Raw genomic sequence first — 18,290 nt, forward strand, 5'->3', positions numbered from 1 at the left:
TTTCAATCTAACCCGGAAAGGCTCTAGGCGCGCTCAGTCGCCGCGTTCAACAGATGAGTAGCCTTTCGAACCAGGCGAATTGCGAGCCGATCGAGGACTGATTGCGCGAGGCGGTCACAACGAGCGCCAGCGAAGAGAAACGTATCCGTGAACACGGTGGCGAGCTTGTCCCGCAGCGTTTCGCGGAGCAGCCGGCGTGCGCGATAAAGACGGGTGCTCACTGTCTGAGGTCGCAATGCCAAAAGAAAAGCCGTTTCCTCAATGCTCATTTCCTCGACGTCCCGCAAGACAAAGACGATGCGAAAGGGCTCTGGCAAGTCACTGACGGCTCGCTCCAGCAGGCCGCGGATTTCAGCGAGAGCGGCCGCCTCTTCGGGATCAGGCTTGTGTGCGCTGAACGGAGCGACCATGCCTTCGATGGCTTTCGCGTCTACGGTGGGTCGCCTTTTCCGGCGGCGTCCCAGCGCCTCGTTCAGCGCGATCCGGGTGAGCCAGGTCGACAGCCGTGCCTCCGCGCGGAATTCGGCCAGATGGGTGAAGGCGTGGATGTAGGTTTCCTGAAGTACGTCCTCCGCCTCGGTGTCGTCATTCAGGACGGCGCGGGCGACCCGGTGAAGCCGCTGATTGTGACGCTTGATGATTAGCCAGAATGCGGCGGGGTCAAGCTGTCGCGCGTGTTCAACCAACCCCGCGTCGTCAAGGTCCTCGATCCTCACTGACTCGGTGGATCCGCTCGGCTTCATCATGGGCGCTCCAGATGCATCAGCTTACTATGAGATAGGCGTTTCCGGCTTTTCGGTCTGCGGCCAGGTGGAGACTTGGGACTCTACCGGACCAGAGGTCTGCTGACCAAGTAAATCGGACTTGTTGCGAAGCAGTTCTATCTTCCGGTTTTGCCGCAACTGAGACCTTCCAGCGTGGTCGCCGGCGATGCCTGCTTTCTACGGCCGACATGAGGGCGCAAAGCAGCCTTATCCTTCGATAACCAAAAAGGTCCGCTCTTAGGGCTGAAGGCGGACCGACAGTTTTCGCCTCCGGGGCGCAGGCCATTCTCCAGGGAAACCCCTTCAGAGGTTACCGGGGGAGGCGAACGTGCATGGCGAGCTTCACGCAGCCAACACCAACCGACAATCGCACGCTCCCATCTGCTGTTGGTGGGACGGCGCTTTCCGGAAAGGCCTCGACTTCCTGCTCGATGGCCTCGCTCCCAAGCAATGAATATTCCTCATCATCGGCTCATCGCGTCACCATGGCGGCCGCGATATTTAGTATGAAGAGATTACCTCTCGGCGTGTTACAGTCTCTTTGTCGGACTGAGCCTTCTGGCCGGTTGGCATTGTCGCCGAGTGATGACTTGCTTCGTGAGTCTCCGGCCCTTGAGGGCCTCTCTATGCAAAAGACAGCGCCAGCGCATTTTGAAGCGGCGAGCACTCTTGCCGTGGTGGTATCGTCCAATGAACCGCTGCTTTTCCTATCCGACGACCTGAAGGTTATCGCGGCGAGCGCATCCTTCTGCCGGGCCTTCGACATCGACCCCCGGACAGTTTGCGGCCAACGCCTCAGCGAAATTGGAAACGGCGAATGGGCAATGCCCAAGCTTGCGTCACTGCTGACGGCCACCGCCTCAGGAAGTGCCACTATCGAGGCTTACGAAATCGACTTTCAACGGCCAAACCAGAAAACACGGCACCTGGTCGTCAATGCACGGACGCTCGATGACGGCGACATCGATCATATTCGTCTGCTTCTTGCCATCACCGACGTGACCGATATGCGCGCCGAGGCTCGGCTGAAAGATGATCTCGTTCGCGATAATGCGATCCTGCTGCAGGAGGTCCAGCACAGGGTGGCAAACAGCCTCCAGATCATTGCCAGCGTTCTCATGCAGAGTGCCCGCCGGGTCCAGTCGGAGGAAGCGCGCGGCCACCTCCACAATGCCCATCACCGGGTCATGTCGATTGCGGCCCTGCAGCGGCAACTCTCGACGTCTAACGGCGGCAAGGTTGAACTCCATACCTATTTCACTCAGCTTTGCCAAAGCCTCGGTGCGTCGATGATCGCTGACCCAGACAGGCTTTCGATCCAAGTGACGGTCGACGACAGCGCCGTGGACGCGGACGTTTCCGTTCGCTTGGGGCTAGTTGTGACCGAGCTTGTCATCAACGCCCTCAAGCATGCTTTTCCCGATGAACGACCGGGCACAATCATCATCGACTATCGATCATCCAGCGACGACTGGACCCTCTCCGTGACCGACAACGGCATCGGCATGGCTGCGGGCAGCGAAGCACCAAAGGCGGGCCTCGGGACTGGCATTGTGGAGGCGCTGGTAAAGACCCTGAATGGCGAAATTCAGCTGAGCGATACGGGTCCCGGCACCGCCGTCACCATCAGCCACCGGGAAAGCGCCGGTTCCCGCGACATTTCTACGGCCGCGTAGGAACCGAATGGCTTCCTACGCGCTATCCCATCGGAGCCTGCGAGACTCCGAACTCTAATTCAACTGAGTGAGTGATGAAAAATGGCAAGGCGGTCGTCCTGGTCGTCGAAGACAGCACGATCATTCGGATGGGTGCGGTCGATCTGGTGGTATCTGCGGGATACGAAGCGCTGGAGGCCTGCGATGCGGACGAGGCAATCGGCATCCTTGAATCGCGAGACGATGTCGATCTGGTGTTCACCGATGTTCAGATGCCGGGCACGATGGACGGCATCAAGCTCTCCCATTACATAAACGATCGGTGGCCGCCTGTGAGGTTGATTGTTGCATCCGGCGCAGCAATCCTCGAAGAGAGCAGTCTCCCCACCGGAAGCAGGTTCTTCTCGAAACCCTACGACAGCCACGCGATTATCGATGCAATGGCTCATCTGCTGTCGATCCGGAATAAGACTGGGCTGGCAGGTTAGGTGTTTTTCGACACCCCCTCGGGTCGAGCCGCGGGGCGAGACGATCCGCCATCCGCTGCGCCGACGGGGAGTTTGGCGGAAAGCGCCTCCCCACCCTCCGTCATCCGAGGCCTCGAGCCTGGGATCCATGCCCACAGCTGATGGGAGACGGCGTGGGTCGTCGGGCGAGGACGACGGAGGGTGGGTAAAAATATGCAGATGAAGCGAACCATGTTGCCTCCAGCCGGCTTGATGCGAAGCTGATCTGGGCGTAATCCAGAACATAGCCACCCTCTCCTACGACACCGATCTGAAACGAACCCATGGCGCACTCCCTCAATACAGCCCCCTCGCCCGCCGGCGGCCCCAACCAGCCGAAACTCGATACGGACGACATCTGGCAGGCCCGCGTCGATCTTGCCGCCTGCTTCCGGATGGCGGCAAGGCTCGGCATGGAGGAAGGGATCTGCAACCACTTCTCGGCCGTCGTTCCCGGCTATGACGACCTGTTCATCGTCAACCCGTACGGCTACGCGTTTGCCGAACTGACGGCCTCGATGCTGTTGATCTGCGATTTTCACGGCAACGTCGTGTCGGGCAGCGGGCAGCCCGAGGCCACCGCTTTTTACATCCACGCCAGGATTCACAAGAACATTCCGCGCGCCAAGGCGGCGTTCCACACCCACATGCCCTATGCCACCGCCCTTTCGATGACGGAGGGCGATCCGCTGATCTTTGCCGGGCAGACAGCATTGAAATTCTATGGACGCACGGCCGTCGACCGCAGCTACAACGGCCTGGCGCTCGACGCGCGCGAGGGCGATCGGATCGCGGCGGCAATCGGCGATGCCGACATCGTCTTCATGAAGCACCACGGCGTGATGGTCTGCGCACCCAATATCGCCGAGGCCTGGGACGACCTCTATTACCTCGAGCGCGCCTGCGAAGTGCAGACGCTCGCCCTGTCGACCGGACGCGAAGTCCTTGCCGTCGCGCCTGAGATCGCCGAAGCGGCTTACCGGCAAATGCGCGAAGGCGACCCGGAGTCGGCCCGGCTCCATCTGGAGTCCGTGAAACGCGCGCTTGATCGCAGCGAGCCCGAATACAAGCGCTGAGCCGCAGCTGGCGGTCTAGGCGTGTGCCGGCCGCCAATGCGGATAGGTGACATAGGCGGTGAGCGCGCCCTCCTCATGCGAACGGATGGTCACCGCTTCGCCCTTGGGCATGTAAACGATCTCGCCTGGCCCGGCGGTGACCGTTCCCCCGTCCGTCGAGACCGAAAGCCGGCCTTCCAGAACGATCATCACGTCGTCTACCGCCATCGTCTCGGCAAGGCTCTGGCCGGGTGCGTAGCGTCCATAGCCGATGGTGATCGGCCCTCCGTGCCGCTCGTCGACCAGATTGCCGACGGAGATGTCTGCCTCCTGACCGGGGGAACGCTCCAACGACACATCGGCGATCGTGAACTTACGCATCTTCATCATCTTCCTCCATTGCCGTGTGCAGAGGTAGCGCGGAAATTTCACACGCCAAGACGGATGGCAGACGCACGAGGAGGAGGTTCCCGGCCTCTTGGTCTCCTCGCCACAGAGAACGGCGGGTGGAGCATGGCAACCCCTTCCCCCCACCCTCCGTCATCCCAGGCCTTGAGCCTGGGATCCATGCCCGTTGCCAATGGTTGGATCTAGGGCAAGCCAACTTCAACAGCAGAAATCATGTTTGGCAAAAGCTCATCTGATAATCTGGGAAGTCATCTGCCCGTTCCGGCTGAACAAACTCTACGACGAATGTCCGATCAGGAAATTGCCACCCAAGCTTGGCCATGTAGATTTCGCGCAGCCGTTCGCCCAGGATCGCCAGCTTGTCGCCCGCCATATCCGTGCATGCCGAGTGCTGAATGTCGGCGATGTGAAAATGGTTCATTACCCATTCGATAGACTGGCGCGTTGCCTCAGGATTTTGTTCGAACGATCGCAAACCCTCAATATTGAAACCATCAACGAGAACGTATTTTTCAAACGCTACGAAGCGCGGCCAGAATATCTCTGAATAGCCTACGGCGAGTGAGAAATTCCCGCTGTTGGCGGTCCAGTCCCGGAGGCTGATCCCTCGACCATCATTCCAGGCTGCGAGTTCTGTTTTCATACTATTAGGAATGTTCGTCACCGTCCCCTCCTTGTCATCTAAGCTTGCCGAGACGAGAGAAGCCTAACGCATCACTTCTTTCCAAGGAACGGCCGGAAACTCCTAGCGTCCGGTTGCGCCTGAAGCCACCCCCGCCCGTCACCTTACGAATCCGTAAGTTGTGGCCAAGCCGTCCTCTCGGCTAGATCTCGCCCCCAGGCATGCCGGGAAGATCGGGCTGATGCGAATCCTGCTTATCGAGGACGATACCAAGACGTCCGATTATATCGCCAAGGGCTTTTCCGAGGCCGGGCATGTCTGTGACGTGGTTGGCGACGGCCGCGACGGGCTGTTTCAGGCGCAGCGCGAGGCCTATGACGTCATCGTCGTCGATCGCATGCTGCCGGGTCTCGATGGGCTGGCGATCGTGCGTTCACTGAGGGCCGCCAAGGTCGGCACATCGGCGCTGTTCCTGACATCGATCGGCGGCGTCGACGATCGGGTCGAGGGGCTGGAGGCGGGCGGCGACGATTATCTGGTCAAGCCCTTTGCCTTCTCCGAACTTCTGGCGCGCGTCAATGCGCTTGGCCGGCGGCCTCCGGTGCAGGAGCAGAGGACGGTGCTGAAGGTGGCCGATCTCGAGCTCGATCTGATCCGGCGGGAGGCCCGCCGCGCCGGCCAGGTGATCGAGCTGCAGCCGCGCGAATTCACCCTGCTCGAGGTGCTGATGCGCGGCGAAGGCCGGGTCATCACCAAGACGATGCTGCTGGAGCGGGTCTGGGATTTCCACTTCGATCCGAAGACCAGCGTCGTCGAGACCCATATCAGCCGGCTGAGAGCCAAGGTCGACAAGCCGTTCCAGGTCCAGCTTCTGCATACGGTCCGCAACACCGGATACAGCCTGCATGCGCCTCGCTAGCTTACGCCGGAGCACGCCGTTCCGGCTTGCCGTCACCTTCGGCGTGCTCTTCGTCGTCGCCTTCATCCTGAGCGGCGCGATCATCTATCACATGCTGCGCCTCGGCCTTGCGCGTGATCTCGAACAGTCGCTGGGCGAGATGAATTCGCTTATTGTCTCGACCTACAAACCCGGTGACACCGAGGATCTGGCCAATACGCTGAACAATTATGCGAGCTTCCAGTCGACCTCCGACGGTCTCTATTCGCTGACGGATGCAGGCGGGCGCAAGCTTGCCGGCAATTTCGCAGCACCCCGCATCCCGAACGGCGTCTATACCGTCACCTCCAGGGATGTCGGGCTGAAGGGGCATGAACGCTACCGGATGCAGGTCTCGACTATCGGCCCCTACAGCCTGGTGGTGGCGGAAAACTTCAACGACGTCGACGAGATGCTGCGGATCGTGCTGGTGAGCTTCGAATGGGCGGCCGCGATCGTCGTCGCGACCGCGATCGGCGGCGGCGTCTTTCTCGCCGTTCGCGCCCAGGCGCGGCTCGACCGGGTCGCCCTCACCATGAACGACGTCTCCCACGGCGCGCTCGACGCCCGCATTGCCATCACCGGCAACGGCGACGATCTCGATACGGTGGCGATCCAGATCAACGCGGCGCTGGAGCGGCTGCAGAGACTGGTCGAGAGCATGCGGCAGGTGAGCGCCGATATCGCCCACGATCTGAAGACGCCTCTCAACAGGCTGCGCCTGACGCTGGATGCCGCGGTGGCCGGCAACGACCGGCAGGCGGATGTTTCGGCGCTGCTTGACGAAGCGAGACACGAGAGCGACCGGATCAACGCCACCTTCGAGGCGCTGCTGCGCATTTCCCAGATCGAGGCCGGCGCCCGCAAGGAGCGTTTCCAGGCAACCGATATCGACGCCGTGCTTGCGGTCATTTCCGAGGTCTATGTCGATGTCGCGGAAGACGCGCTGATGACGTTGAGGATCGCGGAGCGCTGTCCCGCTCTCATCCGGGGCGACCGCGATCTCCTGACGCAGATGATCGCCAACCTGGTGGAAAACGCGATCAACCACTGCCCGGCCGGAACCGATATCACGGTTTCGCTCCGCCACCGCGGCGGCCGCGCCATCGTCTCGGTCGCCGATACCGGCCCCGGCATTCCCGCCGGCGAAAGGGACAAGGTCTTCCGGCGTCTCTACCGGCTCGACAAGAGCCGCACGACGCCGGGAAGCGGGCTCGGGCTCAGCCTCGTCAAGGCGATCGCCGAGCTGCATTCGGCTGAGATCACCATGGCGGATAATCATCCCGGCCTCATCGTTTCGATCGGCTTCCCTCTGATGCCGGCGGAGAAATTCTAACCTCTCATCCGCCATGCCGCGAGCCGGCTGAAGCGGGCCGCAAAGCGGCGCAGCTCGGCCGCGGCGCGATACGGCAGCACGCTCCACGGCCGACGGCGACCCAGCCGGTAGGTCGAAAGCCCTGCCTGGATCTGGGAACAGGGATCGGCCCTTTGGCTGACCGGCAGCGGATCGACGAAGCAGGCGCTCAGCCCATCATCGAACTCCAGATCGAAGGCGAGATCATAGGGCAGACGCATGGGGACAAGCACACCGGCAATCCACCCCGCCGCCTTGCGATTGATGAGGTAGGCGCCGGACCCCTTCTCGCGGGTGAGCGCGATGGCGAGCGAGCGTGACGCGGTCAGCGGCTCCACCTTGTGCTTTTTCCCGGAATTGACGGTCGACAGCCGCAGGATGTCCCAGCGCGCCTGGTGCTCAAGGGCGGCATCGAGCAGCTCGGCCAGATCGTCATCAAAATCGAGATCGTCTTCCAGAACGAGCGCGAACTCGGCATGGCTGCCGAGGAAGCGCCTGGCGCATGCGACATGGCTGAGATAGCAGCCGATCTCGAAAGGGTTCGGCCGGCGGCCGTGCCGGCTGAGATAGGCTGCTTCGTCGAAGCCCGGATGCGGCAGGCTTAACCCCGCCCCATCGACCGCCGCCACGCGCTCGAAGGCAAGGCCGAAGCTTGCCAGCAGGCGCTCCATTCGAAACCGGCGCAATGGCGCACGGTCGAGATTGATCAGGTAGGTGTTCACCCGCAGGCTGACCGGATGAAGGGCGGGCATTAGGGCGGCAGGTGTAGCGCGCATGTTCATGAGAAAGCTGACCTCGACTTGGCAATGATGGCGCCAAGCCTGCGCTCCAAACCTCACGGGGACCTCGCTGGAACTATACATTTTGGTAAAGTGCGAGGGTCGAACGGCCGGGGCTGCATTAAAGCCGCGAATGTTTCCAGCCGCGCTCGACGCGGCGCAGAGAAAGGACTTGTCTCTTACCGTTTCGCAGTTCTGCCATATATTTCAAAATATGAGAGTCCGGCGGACGATTGTGTGGCGTTTGGAGCTTTGGCGGTGGATGCCGTCAATCCTTGCTTTGCTGCTGACGTTGTTCTCGGCTTTGGGCCTGGCGACGCCCGCATCCGAAGCTGAGCGTGTCGCTATAGTCCTGAAGATGAACGGGGCGATTGGCCCGGCGACGGCCCACTATGTAAGACGCGGCCTTCAACGGGCCAATGAACGTGGCGCCAGCCTAGTCGTCCTGCAGATCGATACGCCCGGCGGTCTCGACACGTCGATGCGCGACATCATTCGGGCGATTCTTGCCTCGTCGATACCGGTCGCGAGTTTCGTTGCACCCAGCGGAGCACGAGCCGCCAGCGCCGGCACCTATATTCTTTACGCAAGCCATATCGCGTCAATGGCACCGGGCACCAATCTGGGTGCGGCGACGCCGATCGCACTTGGCGGCCGACCATCCGATGGTGACCGAAACGACAGCCCTGATACGACCGGCAAGCAGCGGCAAGTGCCGCGCGATGCCGGCGAGGCGAAGGCGATCAACGATGCGGTGGCCTATATCCGCGGGCTTGCGGAACTGCGCAATCGCAACGCCGACTGGGCGGAGCGCGCCGTGCGCGAGGCCGCGAGCCTTTCCTCCGCCGCAGCTCTGCGTGAGAAGGTCATAGATTTCACGGCGGCCGATATAAACGATCTCCTGGCACAGGCGCAGGGCCGGGTCGTGCGGGTCGGTCAAACGGATGTCCGGCTCGAAACATCGGGTCTCATCGTCCAGGAACTTGAACCGGACTGGCGAACCCGCCTGCTTTCGGTGATCACCGATCCGAACATCGCGCTGATCTTGATGATGGTCGGTATCTACGGCCTGATCTTTGAATTTCTGACGCCCGGGACGCTGGTGCCGGGAACGATCGGCGGCATCTGCCTGCTGCTTGGTCTCTATGCTCTGGCCTTGCTGCCGGTGAGTTTTGCGGGCCTGGGGCTGATCGTTCTCGGCGTGGGTCTGACGGTGGTCGAGGCGCATTCGCCGTCCTTCGGCGCACTCGGCGTCGGCGGCGGCATCGCACTGGTGCTCGGCGCTACCATCTTGTTCGACACGGATATACCCGGGCTTAAGGTTTCCTGGCCGGTGCTTGGCGCAATCGCCGTCGCCTGCCTCGGTCTTAGCCTTATCATTGCCCGTCTCGCCTTCATCTCGCGCGGGCACGATGTCGTCACCGGCGGCGAGCAGATGATCGGAATTTCAGGCAAGGTCGATAGCTGGACGGGCATCTCGGGCTACGTCATCGCTCATGGCGAGCGCTGGAAGGCCGTTTCAACTGAGCCGCTTGCCGCCGGTGACCGCGTGAAAGTGACCGGTCGGGATGGGTTGACGCTCGAAGTGGCCCGCAGTTCGCAGGAGGCCTAGCGGCCTTCAGATGCAGGAGGAAAAGCCATGGGCATGTTTGCAGATCTCGCCTTCTATCTTGTGATCATCTTTATTCTGCTCGTCGTCGTCGCATCTGCGATCAAGATCCTGCGGGAATACGAACGCGGCGTGGTTTTCACGCTTGGCCGTTTCACCGGTGTCAAGGGGCCTGGCTTGATCCTGCTCATCCCCTATGTCCAGCAGATGATGCGGGTCGACCTGCGCACGCGGGTGCTCGACGTGCCCGGCCAGGATGTCATTTCGCATGACAATGTCTCGGTCCGCGTCAGCGCGGTGATCTATTTCAGGGTCGTCGATCCCGAGAGGTCGACGATCCAGGTCGAGGACTTCATGATGGCGACGAGCCAGCTCGCCCAGACGACACTGCGCTCGGTGCTCGGCAAGCATGACCTCGACGAGATGCTGGCGGAACGCGACAAACTCAACATCGACATTCAGGAAATCCTCGACGCCCAGACCGATGCCTGGGGCATCAAGGTCGCCAATGTGGAGATCAAACATGTCGACATCAACGAATCGATGATCCGCGCAATTGCCCGTCAGGCGGAAGCCGAGCGCGAGCGGCGCGCCAAGATCATCAATGCCGAAGGCGAGCAGCAGGCTGCAGCGAAACTGCTTGAAGCAGCCGAAATCCTCGCCAGGCAACCCGAGGCCATGCAACTTCGTTATTTGAGTACATTGAACGTCATCGCCGGCGAAAAGACCTCGACGATCATATTTCCTTTTCCGATGGAGTTCGGCAATTTGATGCCGCCCAAACCGGACCGATGAACGACGCCTTGAATGCGTGGTTTTTGCCGATGGAGCGATGGTCCTGCGGTTGAAAGCATGAGGACGTGGATGACGCGCGCCTTTCTGTTACGGCCGGGGCTGCATTTCTTACGGATTGGTATGATCCCGGCAAAGTGCGCGTGAGAATGCCGCGCTACCAGCTCTCATGCGGCACGCAGTGGACGCCTCCCTTCCCGCGATCGAAACGACAACCCCGCGCCTTCGATGACGACAGCGACCCACTGCGTGCCGCGCCGGATGACCCTTGGCAACGGAGTCCTGGGGATCCGGCTAAGACGGCCCCAACCTCCGTCATTCCAGGCCTTGAGCCTGGAATCCATGCCCACGGCTGACGGAGGCGAGAGTGGATCCTCGGGTCAAGCCCGAGGAGGACGGAGCGGGGGGTGAGCTTTGGAGCAAGGACAGCGACGCATCCGGGCATGATCGACGGTTGAGAACTTCTCTGCCGACGCGATCGTTAAATTGATGGACAGCCGGATCGTCTGGATCGCGCTTCAAGGTCGGCATCACCGATCCCTGCCTGATAACTATCATCATCGATCGTGTTCCGCCCAGTTGTGTCGGCATCGTTTTTCAAGAAAAGTTGCGACATGCGACAATCCCCGCTCAGAGATCGCCGCCTGCCCCTCATCCGGCTGCCGCCACCTTCTCCCCGCTCGCGGGGAGAAGGGACATGCGGCGACCTCTCCGTTCCCCGCCACGTCTCGCGTGGCACGTCCCCTCTCCCCGTCTTTTACGGGGAGAGGGTTAGGGTGAGGGGCAGTCCTCGGCGTGATCCAATCGTCCGGCTTTGCGCCGGCTGTTCTAGGCGTTGCCAGGCTCGGCGATGTCCTCATCAAAGCGACCGCGCACGAGGAAAACATCGGCTGCCTGTTTGGCGATCGGCTGAATCCGCTTCGGCCATCCGGTCGAAATCAGGCCATCGTCGGTCATGAAACGCGGAGTAGCGTTGTAAGCGTCACGCATTGCCGCGAGAACGCTTTCTGCAGCCTCGGTTTCTCGATCGGTCATCGCAGAGAGAGGCTGCATGGGCCCCTCATCGGGGAACCAGTCGAAGAACCAGTTGAAGTATTCCGCCCATCCAAGATGCCTGACAGCCTCGTCGCCCTCTGACAGGACGTCGAAAAGCTCAATGAAGCGGTTTCGAATGCGCTGATCCAGCAGGCGCAGAGAGATATCATCGGTCATACGCTTTTGAAACATATCGGCGATCGAAGCACAATTAACGGCAGGCGTTGATCGGGGGATCAGCCGATTGAGGCGTACCTATCGGTGCGAGGACAACTATTCGCAATACTGCAACAGGGGATAGCGTCGGGATGGTCACGCCTCGCCGCCAAGGATGGCCTGTTGGCGAAGGTGCTGGAACTCTAACGACGAATCTTTGGCCTTGTCACCGCGGTTTGCAGGGGATCGATTGCGGGCGTCTTCACGATAGCCTAGAATCCGCAAATGCCTCTCGCTCGAAAAATCGTCCTTCACTCACCCCTTTCCGATGAAGCGCTTCTGACGGGTTTTGTGGAGCAATGCCTTGCCGAAGGCGTATCATTGCTCGCGATCGTCGGGGCGGGCGCCAACGATCTGGAAGAAAGGGTCGATTGGATCGTTGTCGGCGACGGCTCAGATCCGAAGCGATTTCTCTGCACCACGTCGCATCCCGACGAGCCGCTCGACGATGTCCTGAACCTGGCGAAGGCGTGGGAAGCCGACCCTGGTGATAATGTGGAGCAGGTGTTCCTCTAGTTCGCCTCAGCTTGGGCATTTCGTCCTGACGGATCAAACAAACACCCAGGCTTGCGTCACTTCGTCCCCAGGACCTGGGCCTGCGCAATGCCGTCAACCCCTCCACAGCCGTTGCTGTGGCTGCATCTGGCGCAGATGTTCGTAACCCATCACCGTGACGTTGCGCCGTGTAAGTCTGGCGGGGTGCTCGCATTGGGGTCTCTTGACCCTATCGGGCGTGGTGTTCCGAGGTGCCGGAGCATGAGACGGTTGCGGAGCTGTTCCTGCCGTTGAAATAGCACAGCCGGACGGCAGAAGCGGACAAGCCGTTGTCCACCCCGGTGAAGGTTTTTCGTCATCGAAGGATAAGGCTGCTTTGCGCCCCAGGAGGGTCACGGAGCGACCGGACAAGATCGGGCGGTAGACATCGTTTTTCGCCTCCTGCGCGGTCGTGCTTCATTGCGACCACACACCACGCCGCGTCCAAGTAACGAGCGAGTTCCGGTCGTTTGCCAAAATTGCGCCGGCCAGACCCATGAAAGAATGAAGAGCCGTCGGCGAAGACCTGGTGTATGCTAGGCGACGGGATCCGTCACACGTGAGGATCGTCATGGTCGGTTCACCAGCAACTGCCACCCTTATCCTCAACGGCAAGGTTGTCGTCGACCTGGAAGGCGAGACGCTCCGTCTTGAGAACGGCGATGCAATCGCCCTCAGGCCGCAGGCCTTTGCGGTCCTTCGCCACCTCGTCCAGAACGCGAACAGGCTGGTCAGCAAGGCCGAGCTGCTTGAAGCCGTCTGGGGAGGCGCCGCCGTTACCGACGACAGTCTCGTTCAATGCATCCACGAGATCCGGCGAGCGCTCGGCGACGAGCGGTATGCGGTCTTGGCCACCGTCTCGCGGCGGGGCTACCGCCTGTCGCTGGAGCGTAGCGACGAGAGTGCGCTCGGCGGCCCTTCCATCGCCGTGCTGCCGTTCGCCACCATGCGCGGCGACGAGCCCAATGACTACTTCGCCGATGGCCTGGTCGAGGACATCATCACCAACCTCTCGAAGATCCCGGGTCTGTTCGTCATCGCACGCAATTCCTCCTTCGGCTTCAGGGGCGAGAAAGCTGATCTGCGCACAATTGCCGCCGAACTACGCGTTCGCTACCTGCTGCAGGGCAGCTTGCGGCAGTCCGGGGGGAGGCTGAGGATCAATGCCCAGCTTGTCGACGGCGCATCGGCCACTCATGTCTGGGCCGACAGGTTCGAGGGCGCGGCAACGGACGTGTTCGATCTCCAGGATCGGTTGACTGAGCAGATCGTGGGCTCGATCGAACCGAGTGTTCGCCGTGCGGAGATCGAGCGTGCGCACCGCAAGCGGCCCGAAAGTCTGGACGCGTACGATCTCTACCTTCGGGCGCTGCCGCACGCCCACGCGAACACGCCCGTCGAGACGGACAAGGCCCTGCAATTGCTGGCGCGCTCGATCGAGCTTCAGCCCGACTATGTCGCTGCGCATGGCTATGCCGCATGGTGTTACGAGCAGCGCTACCTGCGCAACGGGTTGGATCCCGCAGACAAGGCGGCCGCACTCAGCCACGCCGATATTGCGTTAGGCATCAACAGCGACGACCCGCAGGCGATGAGCATCGGCGCGTTCGTCCGCGCCAACCTCACCCGGGACTACGACGCCGCCGTCGAGGTGCTCGACCGGGCTCTCGCATTGAACAACAATTCGGCCCTGGCCTTTGGCTTCAGCGCTTTGGTCAGTGCCCACAGCGAGCGACACCAGCGGGCGGTGGAACATGCGCACAAGGCGCTGCGGCTGAGCCCGCTCGACGATCCGCTGAGCTACCATCCCTACTGCGCACTCGCCCTGACCCACCTCTTTGCCGGCGCCTTCGCCGACGCAGCCAGATACGCCGCTCTGGCGGTCCGGGCAAATCCCGGCTTCAGCATCCCATACGCCTATCTGGCGGCCAGCCACGTCGGCCTTGGCAATGTCGAAGCCGCGCACTCTGCGGCACGACGACTGATCGAGGTGGCGCCGAATTTCTCGGTCGGCGGCTACGTGCGAACGAACCTGTTTCAGCCGTACTTGATGGACGCGCTGGCAGCGGCCTTGCGAACGGCAGGGCTTCCCGAATGAGGCCGGCCAGCGGCGACCAAACCGCGCGTCAGATGCGGCGCTGTCACAAGCCGCCGGTCCCCAGATCATATCCGTTGGACGGATAGACCAGTCGAGCCGCGATGCGAACAACATCTGCGTCATGAAGCGTCCATGACGTATCTCCTGCCTTGGTCGGCGTCGAGGAATTCGCGGACGACCATATCAGCAAATGCTTTTCTAATTCGAAACAGGGTCGGGCAAAGATGCCGATCGGGGAAATATCGTCATTTGATCGGAGTCCGTTCGTTACATGCGGCAGGACCTCGCTCACAATTACCGGCGGATTGGCGACCTGCCGCCCCCGGAACACTAAAGATGAATCGCGCTTTGTATTTCTCAACTATCCTATCGACGCTGTCTTGCTGGAATGGCGCTACCGCCCACGACACCGAGTCGGGATGGATCTATCCACCCGCTTGCTGCCGAGGGGACAAAGAACGAGGCGATTGCCACGAAATTCCGAGTACCAGCGTGAGCACCGGTCCTGACGGTTTCAGAGTGCTGCTCAATCCGGGCGACCATCACCTCGTCACAAAGCAACACTTCTTCCGAATTCCGTATGGTGACACCATTCCGTCCGGAGACAGTCATTTTCACATTTGCTTGCACCCAACCGAAGACCACGCGAACTGCTTCTTTGCCCCTCCTTACGGATTTTGATTTGCGAGGCATCGGAGGCGCCGCCTGCGGGCGGGATGCTGACAGTCAGCTTATTGTTGGAGGCACCACAAAGCAGCCAGTGGGTCGGACGACCTCACCGGTGAGCTCACCCATGCGCTCCGTCTTGACCCCCGAGCAGGGCGGTCCTACAAGACAGACCATGGCAACACACCTCTGATTGGCCGCGCCTTGCGGCCTTGAGCGAAGCGCAGTCCTGCACGACACCGCGGGGCCACTTCCACTTGCCAAGCCAAAATCAGAGATTTTCCAATGCCCACGCTCTACCTCACTTGCGGTCTTCCCGGCTCGGGTAAGACGTCGCTCGCCAAGATAATCGAACATGAAGCATCCGCCCTCCGTCTGACCGGAGACGACTGGATGCACAAGCTTTACCCCGACATCTCTACTCCGGAAGCCGAAACTGGTCCGTGCCGAGGCAGAGTCGAGAGCCTGCAATGGCAGATCGCCCTGCGTGCCATCAGGCTTCAGTGTAACGTTGTCGTGGATTGGGGAGTGTGGTCACGGGCAGAACGCGACACCTGCCGGGAGGAAGCTCGCGCAGCTGGTGCCCGCGTCGTCCTCTGCTTCCTCGACGTTCCCTTTGATGCGCTTTGGGACCGGGTTTCCCGGCGAAACACCGAGCTTCCAGTCGGCACGTTCGACATCTCGCGGGCGGACCTGCTTAGGTGGTCGAAGCTGTTCGAGCCGCCAACCGCCGAGGAGATGGCGCTTTACGATCGGCAAACCCATCCAGCCATCACCGCCCTTAGATGAAACGCCACAGCGCTGGGGGTATTCTCAGTCTGCGTAGCAGGCGGGCCCGGGCCAGCTCGCTGGTGAGGACACCTCGCCTTCTTCCCCGGGGGCCGGAGCACGGGACGGTGGCGGAGCTGTTCCTGCCGTTGAGTGGCTCATCTTCGAAAGTGGACGAAATGTTCCAATCCATTGTCACCCATTGACGTGAACAGGTTTCACCCCAATACGGTCAGGCCAGCCAGACGACAACAGGAGTGTAATCGTGAGCGAACCGACCGTAGCAGATGCAACAAACCGCATTTATGAGTCGCTCCAGGCGAACAACGCCGACATCGACGTGCATATCGCGGCCCTGAAGGCAGCGTTGACGCGGGCGGGTGTGAAAGAGGCCGTATTCGACCCGGCCAGGCTCGTGCAGAATAACCGTTCTGGCAGGAAGCGGATGGAGGCCTACTTTCGGCAGCGCGGTGTCACGGTGAAATTCTCAGCCTCGTGAAGCCTTCCAGACGGCTGTCATCACCCTCAGTGGGGCTGACACTACGCATTGGCGTCGGACGCGAATGAAGAGCTCGCGTCGAAGTAACCTGGCTCGTGTTGCCCTTAGTGGCCGAGAGGGGGTTGCTTGCCCTTTCCCGACGCTCGGCGAGCGGGTGGACCATGAGAGTTGACCGAATGTGGGCTCGGTGCCGGACGGATGGCCGATCCACGTTACCTGGGCTGCGATGGCGCTGTCGCTCATGGCATGGGGCCGGGAGCTAAGCGACAGGCATCCGTCATTTCTTTTCCTGCCAATATCTTTGCCAGAGGTCGAGCCTCGGCTTCAGCGGATCGGCTCCGAACGTCACGCCGTGATTGGTGAAGTCCATGACCCTGTCGGCGAATGGGTCGTGGTGAGGCCATTTTGGCAGTGAGCCGCCATTGGGGTCACCGCTCGTTGCAAACTCGACCCAGTAAGCACTCGCCAATGTCGCCATGGCCCAGTCGGCAGGTGTCACCTTGTCTTTCACCAGTGCGCTTGGAATGTTGAGCATATACGGAATTTCGAAGCCGTGCGGAGTGCCTTTCCATGCCGGATCGTTGCGGAGAGCCTCGGCGACATAGGAGAAACGATACCACCACGTCGGCTGACCAGCGCGGATCATCTCGTCAGCGAGATGGCGGGATGGTTCGACAAGCATTTTGTCGGCCAGAACCTGCTGCTTCAGCTCATCGACAGACTGTTGGCCGGTCGGGTCGTAGAGGCTGCGGGCTTCGGCGGCATGCTTCCCGAACAGCGCGAACAGATCGTCCTTCGTCGCTGCCTGACCGAGACCGAGATCTCGATTATTTGCCCCGACGATGACGGGAACCGGCGCTTGACGGCCTGCCGCAAGAGCCGCTTCCGGCGTTTCGAGCAAAAACCGTCCGTCAATAATCGCGCCTGAGACGCCGATGACGGGCTTGCCTGTCGACATTCCCGCCAGCACGTCTTGCGCCGATGCACCTTCGGTCAGCTTTTCTGCAGGCAGCGCCCGAAGGGCGGTGAGAGCGCCGGCATCGCTGCCATTGATTCCCAGAGAAGCCGCATAGTCCAACGCGGTTTTCTCCGCTTCTTTCAAAGGTGACAAAGGCGTGCTCTCAGCACGCGCGGCAGGCAGACCGGGTGACTGTAGAATGGCGCCGCGGAAAAGCCCCCGTGACAACGGCGATATCATGTGCGCCATCACCGAGCCGCCACCTGCCGACTCTCCGAATATCGTCACTTTCTTCGGATCGCCGCCGAAGGCTTCGATATTTTGCCGGACCCATTTCAAGGCTGCAAGCTGGTCCATGTAACCATAGTTGCCGACGGGCTCGTCAGGGGATTCCTTCATCAGCGCCGGATGGGCAAAGTAGCCCAATCGGCCTGTGCGGTAGTTCATGCTGACGAACAAAACTCTCCGGGCGGCCAGCTGGCCACCGGGATATTGAGGGGTGTTTCCCTGGGCAAGAGCGCCGCCATAAATCCAAACCATCACCGGCAGCGGTGTCCTGGAACGCTTGGCGGGTGTCCAGACATTGAGGGTCAAACAATCCTCTGACTTCGGCAGGTCATCGGTCTGCATGCAGGACGGACCGAAATTGCGGGCATCCTTGATACCGCTCCATGTCTCCGCTGGTCTCGGATTACGCCATCTCAGATCACCAACCGGCGATGCCGCATAGGGTATGCCTTTGAAGCTGACGACCGTGCCCGACCTCTCACCCTTCAGCATGCCGCTGTCGATCGTAACGGTGTCGTCTGCCGCACCTAACCGTGGCGCCAACGTCAGCTGACACGATGCGACGGCCAAAAAGAGCAGCAACTTGCGACGGCCGTCCACAAACACTGCACTCTCCAGCGCCAAGTTGAGACAGTTTGGGAGCAAAATACTCCGATAGTGCGGCAACGAAAAGGGGCATGGCCTATGCATGGCACGTCCCCTCGCCCGGTTTACGGGCGTCCAAAGGACGGGTCGAGGCGAGTGGTT

At 61.0% G+C, this 18,290-nt stretch carries 18 protein-coding genes and 2 pseudogenes; 13 read left to right on the forward strand and 7 right to left on the reverse strand.

The genetic code is table 11. The features are described 5' to 3' along the window. Nucleotides 1–23: 23 nt before the first annotated feature. Nucleotides 24–746: an RNA polymerase sigma factor gene (locus HX899_RS30915; protein ID WP_181294147.1), complete on the reverse strand. Its 723-nt coding sequence runs from the start codon at nucleotides 744–746 to the stop codon at nucleotides 24–26. 366 nt (nucleotides 747–1,112) lie between these two features. Here HX899_RS30915 and HX899_RS30920 point away from each other — a divergent pair. The 4 genes and pseudogenes from HX899_RS30920 to HX899_RS30935 form a co-directional block, all read left to right on the forward strand. Beyond that, nucleotides 1,113–1,218 (forward strand): annotated as a pseudogene (locus HX899_RS30920) (TetR family transcriptional regulator); the annotation flags it as partial. A 172-nt stretch (nucleotides 1,219–1,390) separates the two neighbouring features. After that, entirely contained in the window at nucleotides 1,391–2,440 is a 1,050-nt protein-coding gene (locus tag HX899_RS30925; RefSeq protein ID WP_181294148.1) for a sensor histidine kinase, read from the forward strand. Between the two features lie 74 nt (nucleotides 2,441–2,514). Next, nucleotides 2,515–2,907 (forward strand): response regulator, encoded by a 393-nt coding sequence (locus HX899_RS30930; RefSeq protein WP_181294149.1) that lies wholly within the window; start codon nucleotides 2,515–2,517, stop codon nucleotides 2,905–2,907. Between the two features lie 302 nt (nucleotides 2,908–3,209). Further along, nucleotides 3,210–4,001, forward strand: a complete 792-nt coding sequence (locus HX899_RS30935; RefSeq protein ID WP_181294150.1) for an aldolase — start codon at nucleotides 3,210–3,212, stop codon at nucleotides 3,999–4,001. Between the two features lie 15 nt (nucleotides 4,002–4,016). On the opposite strand, the gene HX899_RS30940 is transcribed toward HX899_RS30935, so the two are convergent. Next, nucleotides 4,017–4,367: an AraC family ligand binding domain-containing protein gene (locus HX899_RS30940; protein ID WP_181294151.1), complete on the reverse strand. Its 351-nt coding sequence runs from the start codon at nucleotides 4,365–4,367 to the stop codon at nucleotides 4,017–4,019. 232 nt (nucleotides 4,368–4,599) lie between these two features. Continuing rightward, entirely contained in the window at nucleotides 4,600–5,052 is a 453-nt protein-coding gene (locus HX899_RS30945; RefSeq protein WP_181294152.1) for a hypothetical protein, read from the reverse strand. 199 nt (nucleotides 5,053–5,251) lie between these two features. On the opposite strand from HX899_RS30945, the gene HX899_RS30950 reads away from it, so the two are divergent. Together HX899_RS30950 and HX899_RS30955 are read left to right on the forward strand one after the other, a co-directional pair. After that, on the forward strand, nucleotides 5,252–5,929 hold the full coding sequence (locus tag HX899_RS30950) for a winged helix-turn-helix domain-containing protein (RefSeq protein ID WP_062941956.1): 678 nt from the start codon (nucleotides 5,252–5,254) through the stop codon (nucleotides 5,927–5,929). Beyond that, complete coding sequence (locus HX899_RS30955) at nucleotides 5,916–7,283, forward strand: HAMP domain-containing sensor histidine kinase (RefSeq protein WP_181294153.1); 1,368 nt, start codon at nucleotides 5,916–5,918, stop codon at nucleotides 7,281–7,283. Before HX899_RS30950 ends, HX899_RS30955 begins: the two co-directional genes overlap by 14 nt. Here HX899_RS30955 and HX899_RS30960 read toward each other — a convergent pair. Beyond that, a pseudogene (locus tag HX899_RS30960) lies at nucleotides 7,237–8,083 on the reverse strand (glycosyltransferase family 25 protein). The gene HX899_RS30955 and the pseudogene HX899_RS30960 overlap by 47 nt on opposite strands. Before the next feature lie 259 nt (nucleotides 8,084–8,342). Here HX899_RS30960 and HX899_RS30965 point away from each other — a divergent pair. Together HX899_RS30965 and HX899_RS30970 are read left to right on the forward strand one after the other, a co-directional pair. Next, on the forward strand, nucleotides 8,343–9,692 hold the full coding sequence (locus tag HX899_RS30965; protein WP_138387897.1) for a nodulation protein NfeD: 1,350 nt from the start codon (nucleotides 8,343–8,345) through the stop codon (nucleotides 9,690–9,692). 27 nt (nucleotides 9,693–9,719) lie between these two features. After that, nucleotides 9,720–10,484 carry a slipin family protein gene (locus tag HX899_RS30970; RefSeq protein WP_003550345.1) on the forward strand — a complete coding sequence of 255 codons (765 nt, stop codon included), beginning with the start codon at nucleotides 9,720–9,722 and terminating at the stop codon, nucleotides 10,482–10,484. A gap of 825 nt (nucleotides 10,485–11,309) precedes the next feature. Here the strand turns inward: HX899_RS30970 and HX899_RS30975 are convergent. Beyond that, on the reverse strand, nucleotides 11,310–11,693 hold the full coding sequence (locus HX899_RS30975) for a hypothetical protein (RefSeq protein ID WP_181294155.1): 384 nt from the start codon (nucleotides 11,691–11,693) through the stop codon (nucleotides 11,310–11,312). 135 nt (nucleotides 11,694–11,828) lie between these two features. After that, a complete protein-coding gene (locus tag HX899_RS30980; RefSeq protein ID WP_181294384.1) occupies nucleotides 11,829–11,987 on the reverse strand; it encodes a hypothetical protein in 159 nt (52 codons plus the stop codon). A 66-nt stretch (nucleotides 11,988–12,053) separates the two neighbouring features. Here HX899_RS30980 and HX899_RS30985 point away from each other — a divergent pair, with 66 nt between their 5' ends. From HX899_RS30985 to HX899_RS31000, 5 genes are all read left to right on the forward strand, one after another. After that, nucleotides 12,054–12,248, forward strand: a complete 195-nt coding sequence (locus HX899_RS30985; protein ID WP_246413115.1) for a hypothetical protein — start codon at nucleotides 12,054–12,056, stop codon at nucleotides 12,246–12,248. A gap of 589 nt (nucleotides 12,249–12,837) precedes the next feature. Next, the gene (locus HX899_RS30990) at nucleotides 12,838–14,364 is read left to right on the forward strand and encodes a winged helix-turn-helix domain-containing tetratricopeptide repeat protein (RefSeq protein ID WP_180195621.1); all 1,527 of its coding nucleotides are present in this window, start codon (nucleotides 12,838–12,840) and stop codon (nucleotides 14,362–14,364) included. A 336-nt stretch (nucleotides 14,365–14,700) separates the two neighbouring features. Continuing rightward, on the forward strand, nucleotides 14,701–15,045 hold the full coding sequence (locus tag HX899_RS35335) for a hypothetical protein (protein ID WP_138328737.1): 345 nt from the start codon (nucleotides 14,701–14,703) through the stop codon (nucleotides 15,043–15,045). 255 nt (nucleotides 15,046–15,300) lie between these two features. Beyond that, entirely contained in the window at nucleotides 15,301–15,819 is a 519-nt protein-coding gene (locus tag HX899_RS30995; protein ID WP_348647958.1) for an AAA family ATPase, read from the forward strand. A gap of 241 nt (nucleotides 15,820–16,060) precedes the next feature. Further along, nucleotides 16,061–16,297: a hypothetical protein gene (locus HX899_RS31000; RefSeq protein ID WP_181294369.1), complete on the forward strand. Its 237-nt coding sequence runs from the start codon at nucleotides 16,061–16,063 to the stop codon at nucleotides 16,295–16,297. A 277-nt stretch (nucleotides 16,298–16,574) separates the two neighbouring features. Here the strand turns inward: HX899_RS31000 and HX899_RS31005 are convergent, their stop codons facing one another. Beyond that, nucleotides 16,575–18,149 (reverse strand): carboxylesterase family protein, encoded by a 1,575-nt coding sequence (locus HX899_RS31005; protein WP_181294156.1) that lies wholly within the window; start codon nucleotides 18,147–18,149, stop codon nucleotides 16,575–16,577. Nucleotides 18,150–18,290 lie beyond the last annotated feature (141 nt).

It is taken from the genome of Rhizobium sp. WYCCWR 11146 (genome assembly GCF_013591995.1).
Classification (GTDB): Bacteria; Pseudomonadota; Alphaproteobacteria; order Rhizobiales; family Rhizobiaceae; genus Rhizobium; species Rhizobium indicum.

Excerpts from the sequence above, each read along its gene's own strand:
- HX899_RS30970 (WP_003550345.1), top strand. The coding sequence starts at position 9,720 with ATGGGCATGTTTGCAGATCTCGCCTTCTATCTTGTGATCATCTTTATT.
- HX899_RS30965 (WP_138387897.1), top strand. The coding sequence starts at position 8,343 with ATGCCGTCAATCCTTGCTTTGCTGCTGACGTTGTTCTCGGCTTTGGGC.
- HX899_RS30925 (WP_181294148.1), top strand. The coding sequence starts at position 1,391 with ATGCAAAAGACAGCGCCAGCGCATTTTGAAGCGGCGAGCACTCTTGCC.
- HX899_RS30915 (WP_181294147.1), bottom strand. The coding sequence starts at position 746 with ATGATGAAGCCGAGCGGATCCACCGAGTCAGTGAGGATCGAGGACCTT.
- HX899_RS35335 (WP_138328737.1), top strand. The coding sequence starts at position 14,701 with ATGAATCGCGCTTTGTATTTCTCAACTATCCTATCGACGCTGTCTTGC.
- HX899_RS30935 (WP_181294150.1), top strand. The coding sequence starts at position 3,210 with ATGGCGCACTCCCTCAATACAGCCCCCTCGCCCGCCGGCGGCCCCAAC.
- HX899_RS30930 (WP_181294149.1), top strand. The coding sequence starts at position 2,515 with ATGAAAAATGGCAAGGCGGTCGTCCTGGTCGTCGAAGACAGCACGATC.
- HX899_RS30955 (WP_181294153.1), top strand. The coding sequence starts at position 5,916 with ATGCGCCTCGCTAGCTTACGCCGGAGCACGCCGTTCCGGCTTGCCGTC.
- HX899_RS30950 (WP_062941956.1), top strand. The coding sequence starts at position 5,252 with ATGCGAATCCTGCTTATCGAGGACGATACCAAGACGTCCGATTATATC.
- HX899_RS30990 (WP_180195621.1), top strand. The coding sequence starts at position 12,838 with ATGGTCGGTTCACCAGCAACTGCCACCCTTATCCTCAACGGCAAGGTT.
- HX899_RS30975 (WP_181294155.1), bottom strand. The coding sequence starts at position 11,693 with ATGACCGATGATATCTCTCTGCGCCTGCTGGATCAGCGCATTCGAAAC.
- HX899_RS30940 (WP_181294151.1), bottom strand. The coding sequence starts at position 4,367 with ATGAAGATGCGTAAGTTCACGATCGCCGATGTGTCGTTGGAGCGTTCC.